12 protein-coding genes, 1 other RNA gene and 1 pseudogene are annotated in these 16,204 nt (G+C 26.9%); 4 read left to right on the forward strand and 10 right to left on the reverse strand.

The genetic code is table 11. The features are described from left to right. Positions 1-4: 4 nt before the first annotated feature. The 6 genes from purH to smpB form a co-directional block, all read right to left on the reverse strand. Positions 5-1,612 carry a bifunctional phosphoribosylaminoimidazolecarboxamide formyltransferase/IMP cyclohydrolase gene (purH, locus tag CRV11_RS00180; protein ID WP_136131330.1) on the reverse strand — a complete coding sequence of 536 codons (1,608 nt, stop codon included), beginning with the start codon at positions 1,610-1,612 and terminating at the stop codon, positions 5-7. Positions 1,613-2,077: 465 nt separating this feature from the next. Further along, complete coding sequence (gene nrdF, locus CRV11_RS00185) at positions 2,078-3,037, reverse strand: class 1b ribonucleoside-diphosphate reductase subunit beta (RefSeq protein ID WP_136131331.1); 960 nt, start codon at positions 3,035-3,037, stop codon at positions 2,078-2,080. 8 nt (positions 3,038-3,045) lie between these two features. Continuing rightward, entirely contained in the window at positions 3,046-5,184 is a 2,139-nt protein-coding gene (gene nrdE, locus CRV11_RS00190) for a class 1b ribonucleoside-diphosphate reductase subunit alpha (protein WP_136131332.1), read from the reverse strand. Continuing rightward, entirely contained in the window at positions 5,178-5,567 is a 390-nt protein-coding gene (gene nrdI, locus CRV11_RS00195) for a class Ib ribonucleoside-diphosphate reductase assembly flavoprotein NrdI (protein WP_136131333.1), read from the reverse strand. Before nrdI ends, nrdE begins: the two co-directional genes overlap by 7 nt. Positions 5,568-6,469: 902 nt before the next feature. Beyond that, positions 6,470-6,842, reverse strand: a transfer-messenger RNA (tmRNA) gene (gene ssrA / locus CRV11_RS00200). A 49-nt stretch (positions 6,843-6,891) separates the two neighbouring features. Further along, a complete protein-coding gene (gene smpB / locus CRV11_RS00205) occupies positions 6,892-7,371 on the reverse strand; it encodes an SsrA-binding protein SmpB (RefSeq protein WP_136131334.1) in 480 nt (159 codons plus the stop codon). A gap of 243 nt (positions 7,372-7,614) precedes the next feature. Between smpB and CRV11_RS00210 the strand changes: the two genes are divergently transcribed. After that, entirely contained in the window at positions 7,615-7,890 is a 276-nt protein-coding gene (locus CRV11_RS00210) for an RnfH family protein (RefSeq protein WP_136131596.1), read from the forward strand. Between the two features lie 3 nt (positions 7,891-7,893). Here CRV11_RS00210 and CRV11_RS00215 read toward each other — a convergent pair whose 3' ends face one another. After that, positions 7,894-8,220 (reverse strand): outer membrane protein assembly factor BamE, encoded by a 327-nt coding sequence (locus tag CRV11_RS00215; RefSeq protein WP_136131335.1) that lies wholly within the window; start codon positions 8,218-8,220, stop codon positions 7,894-7,896. A gap of 264 nt (positions 8,221-8,484) precedes the next feature. Then, positions 8,485-9,365: pseudogene (nadK, locus tag CRV11_RS00220) on the reverse strand (NAD(+) kinase). Positions 9,366-9,485: 120 nt separating this feature from the next. Between nadK and grpE the strand changes: the two are divergent. Then, positions 9,486-10,154 carry a nucleotide exchange factor GrpE gene (grpE, locus tag CRV11_RS00225; RefSeq protein ID WP_136131336.1) on the forward strand — a complete coding sequence of 223 codons (669 nt, stop codon included), beginning with the start codon at positions 9,486-9,488 and terminating at the stop codon, positions 10,152-10,154. 40 nt (positions 10,155-10,194) lie between these two features. Here grpE and ung read toward each other — a convergent pair whose 3' ends face one another. Continuing rightward, the gene (gene ung / locus CRV11_RS00230; RefSeq protein WP_136131337.1) at positions 10,195-10,905 is read right to left on the reverse strand and encodes a uracil-DNA glycosylase; all 711 of its coding nucleotides are present in this window, start codon (positions 10,903-10,905) and stop codon (positions 10,195-10,197) included. Positions 10,906-11,058: 153 nt separating this feature from the next. Continuing rightward, positions 11,059-12,693: an L-aspartate oxidase gene (gene nadB / locus CRV11_RS00235; protein ID WP_136131338.1), complete on the reverse strand. Its 1,635-nt coding sequence runs from the start codon at positions 12,691-12,693 to the stop codon at positions 11,059-11,061. A gap of 690 nt (positions 12,694-13,383) precedes the next feature. Here nadB and lepA point away from each other — a divergent pair. Further along, entirely contained in the window at positions 13,384-15,183 is a 1,800-nt protein-coding gene (lepA, locus tag CRV11_RS00240; protein ID WP_136131339.1) for a translation elongation factor 4, read from the forward strand. Between the two features lie 11 nt (positions 15,184-15,194). Continuing rightward, on the forward strand, positions 15,195-16,127 hold the full coding sequence (gene lepB, locus CRV11_RS00245) for a signal peptidase I (protein ID WP_136131340.1): 933 nt from the start codon (positions 15,195-15,197) through the stop codon (positions 16,125-16,127). Positions 16,128-16,204 lie beyond the last annotated feature (77 nt).

Genomic DNA, 16,204 nt, shown 5'->3' on the forward strand with positions numbered 1-16,204 from the left:
TTAATTAATGACGAAAATTACGAATTTCAGTAAATATCATTGAAATATTATATTCGTTAGCTGCATCAATTATTTCTTGATCACGTATAGAACCACCAGGTTGAATTATACATTTTACTCCCATTTTAGCAGCAATATCAATGCTATCACGAAATGGAAAAAAAGCGTCAGAAGCCATAACAGAATTTTCAGTTTCTAATCCCGCATTTTTTGCCTTCATATAAGCAATTTTCACTGAATCTATTCGACTCATCTGACCTGCACCAATACCAATTGTAGCACTATTTCTGGCACAAACAATAGCATTTGATTTAACGAATTTAGATACTTTCCAGCAAAATATAGAATCTTTGATTTCCTGCTTATTTGGTTGATTTTTGCTAACTATAGAAAGTTTGTTAATATCTAATTTTTTATAATTATGTTCTTGAACTAACATTTCACCATTATTAACATTTTTAAAATCCATTAATAAAGGATTTTTTTTAAATTTAGGATATACAATAAGTTTGATTTTTTTCTTTTTAGAAATAATTTTCAACGCAATATCACTAACTGAAGGAACTGCTATAATTTCTACGAATTGATTTTTAATAATTAACTCTATGGTAGATTGATCTAACTCTCGATTTAATGCTATAACTCCGCCAAATGCTGAAATAGTATCACTAATATAAGCACGTTTATAAGCATAACTAATTGAATTAGCTGTTGCAACACCACAAGGATTAGAATGTTTAATTATTACACATGTAGGTTCTGTAAATTCTTCTAAACATTCTATAGCTGTATCAATATCAATAAAATTATTGTATGAAAGTTTTTCTCCTTGAACTTTTAATAAATTTGATGAGAATTCTTGATTAGTTAATTCTGGTGTATATAAAGCAGCATTTTGATGAATATTTTCCCCATAAATCATATTTTGTTTTTTCACTAAGTTAATATTAATTTTTTCTGGAAGAATGTCATCATGTTTCTTAACATTTCCTAACTTTGATGTTAATTGATTGAAGTAATTAGCAATATCAATTTTATCAAATGCTAAATAATTAAAAGCTTTCATAGCAAGTTTAAAACGAGTATTTAAACTCAGATAATTATTATTAGTATTTAATTCATCTAAAACATCATTGTAATCTTTGTGATTTACAATAACAGAAACAAATTTATAATTTTTTGCTGCAGAACATACCATTGTCGGGCCACCAATATCTACTTTCTCTATTGCTTCTTCTAATAAACAGTCTTGATGCATAATAGTCTGTTTAAAAGGATAAAAGTTAACTATTAATATATCTATTGGAAATATTTTATAGTGTTCTATTATTTTATCGTCTATTCCTCGACGATACAAAATACCAGTATAAATTTTTGTATTTAATGTTTTAACACGTCCATCTAGTATTTCTGGAAAACCAGTGTAATTAGATATTTCTATAACAGGTATACCTGATTTAGCTAATAAACATGCAGTACCACTAGTCGCTAGTATTTTAATTTTGCGGTTATGAAGTTCTAAAGCAAATTCTACGATATTAGTTTTATCAGAAACGCTAATTAAAGCATATCGAATAGGATAATCTCTTTCTGATAAATTATTTTTTTTCATATATTTTATTGCCTTAACTCTAATCAGAGATTATTAATATAAAATATTTTAAATTTAGATATTATTAGTAATAATTTTTCGATAGATAGTACTTATTAATAATTTTGTAACTAAATAATACTATTAGTTATCTAGTATACTAATTATTTCCGTATATTCTATATACAGTTTTTATAAAACACATTATTACAATTAAGGGATGATAAAGTAATTATCATGTGCTATTTATGATTTTGATAATATATTAATGCAATATAATCAGTTTTGTTATAATAATTGATAAATTATTATAATTATATAAAATATTGATATGCATTCAAATATACTTAAACACATTACGTAATATCTGTTTAAAAGATTATTTCTAATAAAAACAGAATCATTATTAATATTTTTTAGTGTAAATTCATGAATATTTAAATCAAAAACAACAAAATATATTAAAAAATGAATTTTACTGTTAAATTAAAAATTCCAATCTTCATCTTCAGTATCAACTGATTTACCTACCATATAAGATGAACCTGAACCAGAAAAAAAATCATGATTTTCATTAGAATTAGGTGAAAGAGCAGATAAAATTACTGGATTTACCATAGTTAATTCAGTAGGGAACAAAGCTTTATATCCTAAATTCATTAATGCCTTATTAGCGTTGTAATGAAGAAAAACTATTACTTCTTCTGCCCATCCTATGTCACTATAAAGTTCATTCGTATAAATGACTTCATTTTCATATAAATCGAATAAAAAATTATAGGAGAACTCTTTTAGTGCCTGTCTACGATTTTCATCAACATTACTTAATGATTTTTGATATTTATATCCTATATAGTAACCATGAACTGCTTCATCTCTCATAATTAAACGTATCAAATCAGCTGTATTTGTTAGTTTTCCTCGACTTGACCAATACATTGGTAACCAAAAACCAGAATAAAATAAAAAAGATTCAAGAAAGACACTAGCTATTTTCTTTTTCAATGGATCATCTGATTGATAATACTTAAGAATCATATTTACTTTATTTTGTAGTGGCTGGTTTTTATCACTCCATAAATAAGCATTATCTACATCTTTACTATTACATAATGTAGAAAATATTGAGCTATACGAACGCGCATGCACTGCTTCCATAAAGCTTATATTGGATAACACTGATTTTTCATGAGAGGTTAATGAATCTTTAATTAATTCTGGAGCTCCGATTATATTCTGAATAGTATCTAATAATGTTAGACCAGTAAAAATACGTGTAGTCAATTGTTGTTGATGTTTATTTAAAGTTTGCCAAGTAGGAAAGTCGTTAGATAAAGGTATTTTTTCTGGAATCCAGAAGTTACTGGTAAGACGATTCCATACTTCTAGATCTTTCTCATCTTGGATTTGATTCCAATTAACTGCCTGAATTTTTTTTGATTGCATAATTTTCATTACAATGTGCAAGAGATACAGCCTTTAATTTCAGTACCTCTAAGAACTGTTTGTCGAATTCTGATATAATAAATTGTCTTTATACCCTTTTTCCATGCATAAATTTGTGCTTTATTAATATCACGAGTTGTTATGTCATCACGAAAAAATAACGTTAAAGATAATCCTTGATCAACATGCTTTGTAGCTTCTGCATAAGTATCAATAATTGCTTTATATCCAATTTGATAAGCATCTTGATACAATTTTAAGTTGTTGTTATTCATAAATGGTGCAGGATAATAAACTCTACCAGTTTTACCTTCTTTTCTGATTTCAATGCGTGATACAATTGGATGAATACTTGAAGTTGCGTTATTAATATATGATATTGATCCAGTAGGAGGTATAGCTTGAAGATTTTGATTGTACAAACCATATTTCATAACTTCTTCTCGTAATATTAACCAGTCTTCATAAGTAGGTAATTTAATATTTGATGATGTGAAAATTTGTGCTACATGTTTAGTATAAGGAAACCATGTACGTTTTAGATATTTATCAAAATATACTCCGTTTGCATAATGAGATTCTTCAAAACCATCAAAAGAACGTTTTAGTTCCTTAGCCAAGCTATTTGATGTAAGTAATACATAATATGTAATACAATAAAAATATATGTTAGTAAAATCTAAAGCTTCAGGTGATCCATACTGAATTCCTTCACGAGCTAAATAACCGTGTAAATTCATTTGTCCTAATCCAATCGCATGAGAGCTATCGTTACCTTTTACTATTGATGGTACGGAATCAATTTTACTTATTGTAGATACAGCCGTTAATGAACGTATTGCCACATCAACAGTATGTTGTAAATTTTGTGAATCCATTGCATATGCTATATTCAGCGAACCTAAATTACAGGATATATCTTTGCCAATATGGTGATAGCTTAAATCACTATTAAATTTACTTGCACTATTTACTTGCAATATCTCAGAACATAAATTGCTCATGTTTATTCTTCCCAAAATGGGATTACTACGATTAACACTATCTTCATACATAATATAAGGATATCCTGATTCAAACTGAATTTCCGCTAAGGTTTGAAAAAAATCCCTCGGTTGTATATAAATTTTATTAATACGATCATCTGCAACCATTTCATCATATTTTTCACTTATACTTATATCACTAAAAGTACAGCCATAAAATTTTTTTATATCGTAAGGTGAGAATAGAGCCATTTTTTTATTATCTTTTGCTAATTTAAAAGTGATATCAGGTATAACAACTCCTAAAGATAAAGTTTTAATCCGAATTTTTTCATCAGCATTTTCCCTTTTAGTATCTAAAAAACGAAAAACATCAGGATGATGAGCATGAAGCCAAACAGCACCGGCACCTTGGCGAGCTCCCAATTGATTGGCATAAGAAAAAGCATCTTCTAATATTTTCATGACAGGAATTACTCCTGAAGATTGATTTTTAATTCGCTTAATTGGGGCACCAAACTCACGCAAATTAGATAATAAAAAAGATACCCCTCCTCCTCTCTTAGATAATTGTAAAGCTGAGTTCACTGCACGACCAATAGATTCCATATTATCTTCAATACGTAATAAAAAACAAGAAACTAACTCTCCTCGCTGTTTTTTACCACAATTAAGAAAGGTAGGAGTAGCCGGCTGAAAACGACCACTTAATATTTCTTCTAATATGTTATATGCTAGTAATTTATCACCTTTAGCTAAAGTTAAGGCTACCATACAAGTTCTTTGCTCAAAAGTTTCAAGATAATGCTTTCCATCATAAGTTTTTAATGTATAACTGGTATAATATTTCCAAGCACCAAGAAATGTCTTAAATTTAAAACCCCAATTAGCTGCTTTAATATGAAATTCACATAAAAATTTAAAATCATATTGATTTAATATATCAATTTCATAATAACCTTCTTGAATTAAATAATTTAGTCTTTCTGTTACTGAATTAAACATTATAGTATTAGGATTAACATGTTGTATAAAAAATTGCCGGATTGCTTCATGGTCCTTTTCAAATTGAATATTCCCATTAGTATCATATAAATTTAACATGGCATTTAGTGCATGATAATCTAGTGTTATCTTACTGAAAGTATCAGTTTTTACCAAAATTGTGTCACTCCTGCTTTTACATTAGCAATATCGGTGGGAGTTCCCATAAGCTCAAATCTATAGAGGTAAGGAACTTGACATTTTTTTGCAATTATATCTCCAGCTAAACAATAACCTTTCCCGAAATTTCGATTGCCAGCAGCAATTACTCCCCGTATACCACTGCGATTTGATTCATCATTAAGAAATTGAATAACTTGTTTAGGAACGGCTCCTTTTATGCCACCACCACCATAGCTTGGTACTAATAAAATATAAGGTTTTTTTATTTTCAAATGCTTTTGAATATCTAGTGGTATTCTATTTGCCGGTAAGTTCAAACACATAATAAATCGATATGTATTTTCCGACTGGCTGGAAAAGTAAACCAGTGGTAACATCTTATTATCCTATAAAATCAATTAATTTACATATAAGTAGTAATTTTATCTGGCCTAAAAACACACCATTGATCATTTCCCGTTACTTCAAAAGGAATTTGATATTGTCGAGATTTTAATCTTTAACAGTATCTGGGTGTCAAGATTAATTAAGTTATATTTTATTCCTTTGTGACTAATAGCATTTTTTATAACATATACATTTATAGTAATATTTAAAATAAATAGTAATATTCATATAATTTTCTATTGTCTAGTGTTCCATATTTGTATAATAATTTAAATATTAATTTTTAATTATTTTATCCTTGATCAATAAAATAGCATTTCATATTTTATATATTAAATACTAGATGTGGTCTTGTATAGATCTAAAGGTTTAAATAATCATGGATTCTGTTTTAATTTATCAATAAATTACATTAATAACTAAATTAGATACTATATGATTTTTAGATAAAAATATTTGTGAAAATATGACTTCTATTCTTTATAGAATTGCCTTGCTTATGCTAGGCTAGATAAATTTATTTAAACTATTATAGTTGATTTATTGAAACAAAAAAACACCTGATATTAACCTACTTATTATAGTTTAAATCAACTACAGATCACATTTCAGCTTGTAAATTAAGTATATTAATACTTAATAAGTTTAGACGACCTAATTAATAAAATACATTCTAATATTAAAATATAAATTAGCAATTGTTTGCCAATCAAAATTTATACGAAATTAAAAGTAATTGGCAGAATCATTATCTTACTTTACATCTTTAATTTATTTAACACAGTGTGAGTATTTTTATAATTAATATTATTAATGATATATTGGCAGATTATTACAGTAGAACATTTACTATTTTATATATAAGTTAATTCAAATGTATTTTTAGATCTTTTGGTGGAGCTGGCGGGATTTGAACCCGCGTCCGAAAATTCTACATCTTAAGCACTACATGCTTAGTCTAACATTTCAATTCATTTCATAGATGCTGCTAGACACGCTTCTATGAAACTAACCCAAATTTAAATTTTCACACTGAGCACTTTTAGGTACAGTGACATAAGTGCTATCTCTTTTTAATATTGACCTTTCTTTAATTCACTATTTCAAGAGCAAAACAGGTAGAAAGGGCTCTGAAGCTTATTAAGCTGCTAAAGCGTAGTTTTTGTCGTTTGCGACTATTTGGTTACGGTTTATTAACGAGGCCTACCGTCCCTCGACATGCACTTTAGATTTTGAATATTACGTCAAATCCAAAAATCAGCCCCAAAGATACTACTTCAATAGTAGCAAAAATATAATTAATAATCTAGTACTTCATGGCTTTAGTATTTTTAAGATTCGTTCCTTATGTATTTTCCATTCTCTTTCTCTATGTTGATCACGTTTATCATATTGTTTCTTTCCTCTCGAAAGGCCAATTTTTAATTTACACCAAGATCTTTTCCAATACATTACTAATGCTATTGTAGTATAATTTTTTTGTTTGTTTCTGTTATTTAAATAATTGATTTCAGATTTATTTAATAATAATTTTCGGTTTCTTGTAGGATCGCATGTGATATTATTAGACACATTTATTAATGGTTGGAATATCGATCCTAATAAGTAAGCTTCTTGATTATATATTAGTATATAACTGTCACTAATATTAATTTTTCCAGCTCTTATTGACTTCATTTCCCATCCATATAAAACTAAACCAGCTTCAATTTCTTTTTCTATAAAATATTCATAGTAAGCTCGTCTATTTTTTGCAATAATTCCAAGAGCAGTTTTGCTTGATTGTTTTTTCATTGTTTAACGTATCTTGTGTTATGTTTGTATATAAAATTTATCTTGATATGTAAAAAGTAAATTTTATCATTATTATTCTAATACTAAATAATGAGATTATTGAACAACATTTTCTTAATATAATATTTTAATAATTAAATTATAAATTAAAATCATTATTACAATAACTGAGCCTTAATTTTAAAAAATTCATAATTTTGATTAAAAATATTTCATAGGAGTTTGTTTGTGACTAATTTTTGTATGTCTGTAGAATTAATTTATGCTTTACCTCAAAAACAATACCATTTTCATATTATATTAAACAATTATAGCACTGTAAGACAAGTAATTGAAAAATCAGGTATATTAAGATTACATAAAGAGATTAATATATATGTAAATAAAATAGGAATTTATGGCAAAGTAGTCAGTTTAGAAGATATCGTACAACAAGGAGACAGAATAGAGATTTATCGCTCCTTATATATGGATCCTATGGAATTACGTCGTAAAAGAGTAAAAAGAACAAAAAAATAATATTTAAATTATTTTTTTTATATTTTTAATGTGAGTTAATATGCCATCGCTATTAAATTTAATAATGACAGTATTTTGTTCTTTTTTATTATCTTTCAGTTTATTACTGAAGAAATAACACCATACGTTATTACTAAAAGATAACTTTATTGAAGGAGTACCAATAATAGCAATTACTTGCTGTTGTGTCATACCCTTATGAATTGCATTGATATTAATTGAGTAATAACCCTGATGTATTTCTGGTCGATAAATATAGTGATTTACATTAAATTCAGAACACCCTGCAAGTATTAAAAACAATAAAGTAAATAATTTTTGGTATAACATGTTATCTATCTCCTTTTATAAAAGGAAAACACTAAATGATTATTTCAATAAAAATTAAAGTCAATAGCTACCAAAATATTTATGTTCTATTTTCAGTTTAAAAGTAACTTATAATTTAATTATTATATATGAGATGTATTTTGTTGTTTTTATTATTATAAACAATCTCGATAATGTATCATAATATACAACTACCATAAATACATTATTATACTGCAAGCAATATATATATTGATACAATTATATCATTCTTTTAATTATGTATTAAAAAAGTCTTTTAGCCCAACCTAATTTAGAATTTAATGTATTGAAATAACAATAATTACTAGGATGGATAAGAGTAAGATTACTTTTACTACGGTGAATTATAATATCTTCTCCTTCTTTTATTTCAACTAAAATTTGACTATCAAAGCTGATTTTAATATTACGATGAACAGAATGACATCTTAACTTAATGATACTATTACTATTAATTACTAATGGTCGCATAGACAAACTATGTGGAAACATTGGTACTAAAACAATTGCATCTAAGGAAGGCGTTAAAATAGGACCACCAGCTGACATAGAATAAGCTGTTGATCCGGTAGGTGTTGAAACAATTAATCCATCTGATCTTTGTGAAAAAGCAAAAATATCATCAATATATACTTCAAACTCAATCATATGTGCTATAATGTCTGAATGTAAAACTATTTCATTCATAGCTGCATGAACATTTTTATAATAATTTTTCCCTAATATTTTGGCTTCTAATAAAAAACGATTTTCTATAATATATTTTCCTCTTAAGACTTCATTTAATTGCAATTGCAATTCATTTGGATCTAAGTCAGTTAAAAATCCAAGATTTCCTTTGTTAATTCCTATTACTTTAATGTCATACTTAGCTAATATGCGAGCTGCAGCTAACATATTACCATCTCCTCCTACTACAATAGCTAAATCTGCTTGTTGACCAATCTCATTTAATGTCATTTTTTTTTTAAATTATTTAATTTAATTTCCTGAACTATTTTATTTTCAACTAATACATGGTAGCCTTTTTCGGTTAACCATTCCCAAAGCATTTTATGAGTAGAAAATATGCCAGGATGATTTGTGTAACCTACAAGGCCAATGCAATTGAAGTATTTTTTCATATATTAATAATCCTTAACAACTTAAAATAAAAACAATATAAACAACTCTATTGAAACATAAAAATAGGACTCTATAATAGGCTAATTATTAAAATAAATTTATACAATAATGGAATAAAAATGAAAAATCATGAACAAAATATAAATAGCAAGATTTCATTAAATGGTCAAAACAATAGAACAATTGAGCAAGAAAATACAATTGAGCAAGAAAATACAATTGAGCAAGAAAATACAATTGAGCAAGAAAATACAATTGAGCAAGAAAATACAATTGAGCAAGAAAATACAATTGAGCAAGAAAATTTATTAGAATCAGAATTGAATATCCGAATTTTACATCTTGAAGAAAAATTAATACAATATCAAGCTAATATACGTGATTTAAAACTACGTAGTCAAGCAGAAATGGAAAATATTCGCCGTCGCACTGAAATGGATATAGAAAGAATACATAAATTTTCATTAGAGAAATTTGCTATTGAATTGTTACCAGTAATTGATAGTTTAGAACTTGCTTTAGAAGTAACTAATAAAGAAAATGATTTACTGATACCTATGATACAAGGTGTTGATTTAACATTAAAATCATTATTGAATGTGATGAATAAATTTGGAATAAAAGTAATAGATAAAACAAATATCCCTTTTGATCCTTCTATACATCAAGCAATGTCAGTTATAGAATGCGAAAACACACCTCCTAATCGCGTTATGTCAGTCATGCAACGAGGTTATACTTTAAACGATCGTTTACTACGTCCAGCTATGGTTACTGTAACAAAATAAAAAAAGGATATGTTTTTTAAAATTATTCATCACAACTGTATTAAAATCGGTTGTGATGAATGCTAAAATCTATATTAGATAACTTTGGAGTCCATTGAATAGGTTGTTTACCATCTGTTATCAATATATTGTTTGTTTGAGAAAAATGCTTGCATCCCAAAAAACCTAAATTAGCTGATTTAGGAGAAGGATGAGATGTTTGTAAAATATAATGGCGGTGAAGATCTACAATATTTCCTTTATTTTGAGCATGAAGACCCCATAATAAAAAAATTACTTTGTTACAATTTTTGTTTATTATATTAATCACAGTATTTGTAAATTTTTCCCAGCCAATTTTTGCATGAGAAAATGATTTTCCTTCTTCAACTGTCAGTATAGTATTTAATAGTAATATACCTTGTTTTGCCCAACTTCCAAGAAAACCATGTTTTGGTTGTTTAAAATCATAAATATCGTGAAATAGTTCTTTATATATGTTTTTTAAAGAAGGTGGTATCCTAGCTTCAGGTAACACAGAAAAAGCTAATCCATGAGCTTGTTTTGGTCTGCAATAAGGATCTTGACCTAAAATGACAACTTTAATATCTTTGAGTTCAGTTAAACGGAAAGCATTGAACACGTCTTTCTGAGCAGGATAAATTTGTATACCAGCAGAACGTTTGTTTTTAATTAATTCTAAAATATTAGTAAAATATAATTTCTTTTTTTCTTCTGCTAGTACATCACGCCATGTAAGCATGTTATTCATGTTCGAATTATCCAATATCAAAGTAATAATACGTTTTATAAAAAAAACAAAATTATATCGAAATTAATCTGATTAAAATACACTATGTTTCGACAAGATATTCATGGTATATCATAACTATGTCATTAAAAAATAAATGTCTTCAATAAAATATTATTTTTTTACATAATTACTAGGTATTAAAATAGTTGGCAGTGCATTAGGTAATAAATTAGGATAATCACAAATATAATGTAATCCTCTACTTTCTTTTCTTTGTATTGCAGAATAAATTATTAATTCTGCCACTTCAACTAAATTTCTAACTTCTAATAATTTATCTGATAAAAAGTTACTATTATAATAACGATTTATTTCTTTATTTAATAAAATTATTTCGTGTTTTGCATTTTTAAGAGATTTATGTGTGCGTATTATGCCAACATTATTCCACATAGACTTTCTAATTTTATTTAGATAAAATTCTAGATTGATATCACTCAAATGATGTTTTTCTTGGCTATTTTTTATGTTGAACAACGGCAGTGAATTTACTAATTTAATATTATATAGTGTATCAATTAGATATTTTGACACTGATTGGCTATATACTAAACATTCTAATAAAGAATTTGATGCCAAACGATTTGCACCATGTAATCCAGTATAACTTGCTTCACCAATAGCATAAAGACCATCTAAATCAGTTCTACCAAATTTATCAACGATTACCCCTCCACAAGTATAATGAGCAGCTGGTACTACAGGAATGATATCTTTTGTTAAATCAAATCCAAAATCTAACAATTTATTATGTATTATAGGAAAATGACTTCTGATAAATTGTTCAGATCTATGAGTAATATCTAGATAAACACAATCAATATTGTGATTTCTTATTTCATTATAAATAGCTCTTGATACAATATCTCTAGATGCTAGTTCTGCTCGTTTATCAATATCTAACATGAAACGATATTTATCAGGTCTTATTAAAAAAGCACCTTCGCCTCGTAGAGCTTCAGTTAATAAAAAATTATTTCCCTTTGGATAAAAAAAACAAGTAGGATGAAATTGATTAAATTCTAAATTAGCTACTCGACAACCAGCTCTCCAAGCCATAGCAATACCATCTCCTGAAGAAATATCCGGATTAGTAGTATATTGATATACTTTTGATGCTCCTCCTGTTGCTAAAATAATTGCTTTAGCGGTACATGTTTCAATTGTTTTTTGATTTCGGTTCCATAGCCAAGCTCCTACTGCACGACGTGAAACAAATAACTTGCTGTTTTCTAAAGTTATTAAATCTATAGCAACCATATATTCAATTATTCTAATATTTTGATTTTTTATTGCTTTGTTTGCTAGGGTGTTTTCAATTTCTGTGCCAGTTCTATCAGCAATATGTAAAATCCGTCTATGACTATGTCCGCCCTCTTTATGAAGATGATATATTTCATCATTTCTATCAGATTCTACATTTTTATCAAAAGATATTCCATTATTAATTAACCAATTTATACATTTACGAGCGTTTTTAACAATAAAAGAAACCACATCATAGTCACATAGGTCTATTCCAGTAGTTAAAGTATCTTTAATATGAGAATTAATACTATCTTGTTTATTAAATACTGCGGCTATTCCTCCTTGAGCATATAGAGTAGCACTTTCATTAACTTGTGATTTAGTAACAACAACTATTTTATATTTACTTGACAAGCGTAAAGCCAATGATAAACCAGCTATACCGCTTCCTATAATTAATACATCACATTGATAATTAGATAAAGAATTTTTTTTCATTGCTTTTATAAAGAATAATTAATCGATTTATTTAATAATAAACAATAATTTGATAAAAGAAATTACTTTTAATATTGACTTAATAATACTTTTTATAATCCTTAATTTTCATATATTTATGATATTAATAGTTTTTCAATAAATTTATTTGTCCAATTAAACAACTTTATATATTTATATTTATTTAAATAACTTGTTTTATCAATGTATTAGTATAAATATTACTTTCTGTATTATTAATTCATAGTAATTTGTAAATACAAGATCTAATCAACAATTCAATCTAAAAATATTAAAAATAATTTTTTCATAATTTAAAAAATTATTTTTTAACATTTATTAAAATAAACAATATATTTTATATAAGTAAATTAACTTAAATTTACAACAATTTATAGTATTATAAATAAGCTCTAATTAATTGAATATATAACGTTATGTGATATTATGTAAATTAAATTATATTATGAAGTTATAACTTATAATCGTTTTAATATTAACAATAACATAACAGTTATAATAAATTAATTTTTAAAATTCAATTTAATTACCATTCAACACATATTTTTTTATACAAGCAAAATTTATATTTTACTGTTGATAGTTAATTAAGACAAAAACTATAATATCTTACTCTCTAAAATTAGATATTTTTAATATCATAAAAATATTGTTAATAGAATAAATATAATGAACCACATAAGAAACTTTTCAATTATTGCTCATATTGACCATGGTAAATCTACGTTATCTGATCGCTTAATTCAGATTTGTGGAGGATTAACTGATCGAGAAATGTCTGCTCAGGTTTTGGATTCTATGGATCTAGAACGAGAACGCGGAATTACAATTAAAGCTCAAAGTGTAACGCTTAATTATAGATCTTATAATAATCAACTTTATCAACTAAATTTTATTGATACCCCTGGCCATGTTGATTTTTCTTATGAAGTTTCTCGTTCTCTTGCTGCTTGTGAAGGTGCTTTGTTAGTAGTTGATTCTGTCCAGGGAGTACAGGTACAAACTTTAGCTAATTGCTATACTGCAATTGATATGAATTTAGAAGTATTACCGATCTTAAACAAAATTGACTTACCAGCAGCTGATCCAGATCGTGTAGCTAAAGAAATTGAAGATATAGTTGGGATTGATGCAACTAAAGCAATAAGATGTTCAGCTAAAACAGGATTAGGCATTCAAGAAGTTATAGAAAATTTAGTTGTTAATATACCACCACCAAAAGGCGATCCTAATGCACCATTACAAGCACTGATTATTGATTCCTGGTTTGATAAATATCTAGGAGCGATATTTTTAATACGAATTAAAAATGGCAGCCTATCTAAAGGTGAAAAAATTAAAATATTTAGCAATAATCGTACATATCATGCCGATAGAGTGGGTATTTTTACTCCTAAAAGAGTAGATCGTGAAATATTAAGATGTGGTGAAGTAGGGTGGGTAATATGTGCAATTAAAGATATTCTTAATGGTTTAGTAGGTGATACTTTAACAAATGCACATAAACCAACAGATGAAGCATTGCCTGGTTTTAAAAAAATCAAACCTCAAATTTATGCAGGTCTATTTCCAATTAAAGCCGATAATTATGAATTATTCCGAGATGCTCTTAACAAATTAAATTTAAATGATTCATCTTTGTTTTATGAACCAGAAAGATCAAATATACTTGGATTTGGTTTTAGATGTGGTTTTTTAGGAATGTTACATATGGAAATTGTTAAAGAACGTTTAGAACGTGAATACAATCTTGATTTAATTGCAACATCTCCTAATGTTGCATATGAAATTAAAATTATTAACAATAATATCCTGTATATTGATAATCCTTCAAAACTACCTTCAATTAAAGATATTAAAGAAATACGTGAACCTATTGTGACTTGCAATATTTTATTGCCCAAACAATTTTTGGGTAAAGTAATGAAAATATGTATCCAAAAACGAGGCACACAAACTGACATAACATATCACGGTAGTCAAGTATCAATTACTTATGAAATGCCAATGGCCGAAGTAATTTTAGATTTTTTTGATCAATTAAAATCTATATCTAGTGGTTATGCTTCCTTAGACTATAGTTTTAAATGTTTCCAAGTTTCTGATATGGTGCGAGTTGATATATTAATAAATTCTGAAAGAGTAGATGCATTAACTTTGATTACTCATCGTAATAAAGCCATAAATACTGGGAAAAATTTAATTGAAAAGTTGAAGAATGTTATACCTAGACAGCAATTCGATGTAATAATTCAAGCGGCTATTGGAAATCATATTATAGCACGTGCAAATATTAAGCAATTACGCAAAAACGTATTAGCCAAATGTTATGGTGGCGATATTAGTCGCAAAAAAAAATTAATACAAAAACAAAAAGAAGGTAAAAAAAGAATGAAATTAATTGGTAACGTTGCTCTACCTCAAGAAGCATTTTTAGCTATTTTACACATTGCAAAAGATAAAAAATAAGGGATTATAGAATGATTAATAATTTTTCATTAATTTTATTAATTGTAACATTATGTTCTGGTATTATTTGGGTTATGAATTTTTTTAAATGGTCTGAAAAGAAAGCTATTAATATTTCAGAAGAAATAAAAATTATACCTGCTAAATCATTTGAAAAATCAACTGATTTTATCTCATCAATTTTCCCTCTCCTATTAGTCGTATTTTGTTTTCGTTCTTTTTTGTATGAACCATTTCAAATACCTTCTGGTTCAATGATGCCCACTTTATTAGTTGGTGATTTTATATTAGTTAAAAAATTTTCATATGCAATAAAAAATCCTATTACCCTGAATACACTAATTAAAATCAGCAAACCAAAACGTGGTGATATTGCAGTTTTTAAGTATCCAAACAATCCAAAAATAAATTATATTAAGCGTATAGTTAGCATGCCTGGAGATAGAATAACCTATAATAGTTATAGTAAAACCATACAGATTAATCCGGAATGTGGTAGCAAAAAAAAATGTAATAATTTGTTACAAATTACCTACACTAATATTGAACCAAGTAGTTTTATTCAAATTTTTAATAAAAACAATAATAGTTTTTATAAACTGTCTAAAGAAAAAGAAGATGTAAATGTAGGGTTTCATTTAAATACCCGAAAAGAGACCATTGGTAAACTCACTCATGATATTTTGCTTACAACCGAAACAGTTGATCAAACAGATTTATATTATCAACAAGATGATCAACCACTAGGAAGCTGGATAGTACCAGAAGGTCAATATTTTGTAATGGGAGATAATCGTGATAATAGTTCAGATAGTAGATACTGGGGATTCGTACCCGAAGAATATTTTATAGGCAAGGCAGTTTGTATCTGGATGAGCTTAAAAAAACAAGAAGGTATGTGGCCTACTGGAATCAGATCAGGTAGGTTTGGTATAATTAAATAAAAATTTCCAATAAATTTCAAAGAGGTTATATGAAAAAATATAAGTAAGTTAAATATTTAATTTCATTTTATGTTAGG

Source organism: Candidatus Pantoea edessiphila (genome assembly GCF_002933335.1).
GTDB lineage: Bacteria > Pseudomonadota > Gammaproteobacteria > Enterobacterales > Enterobacteriaceae > Pantoea_C.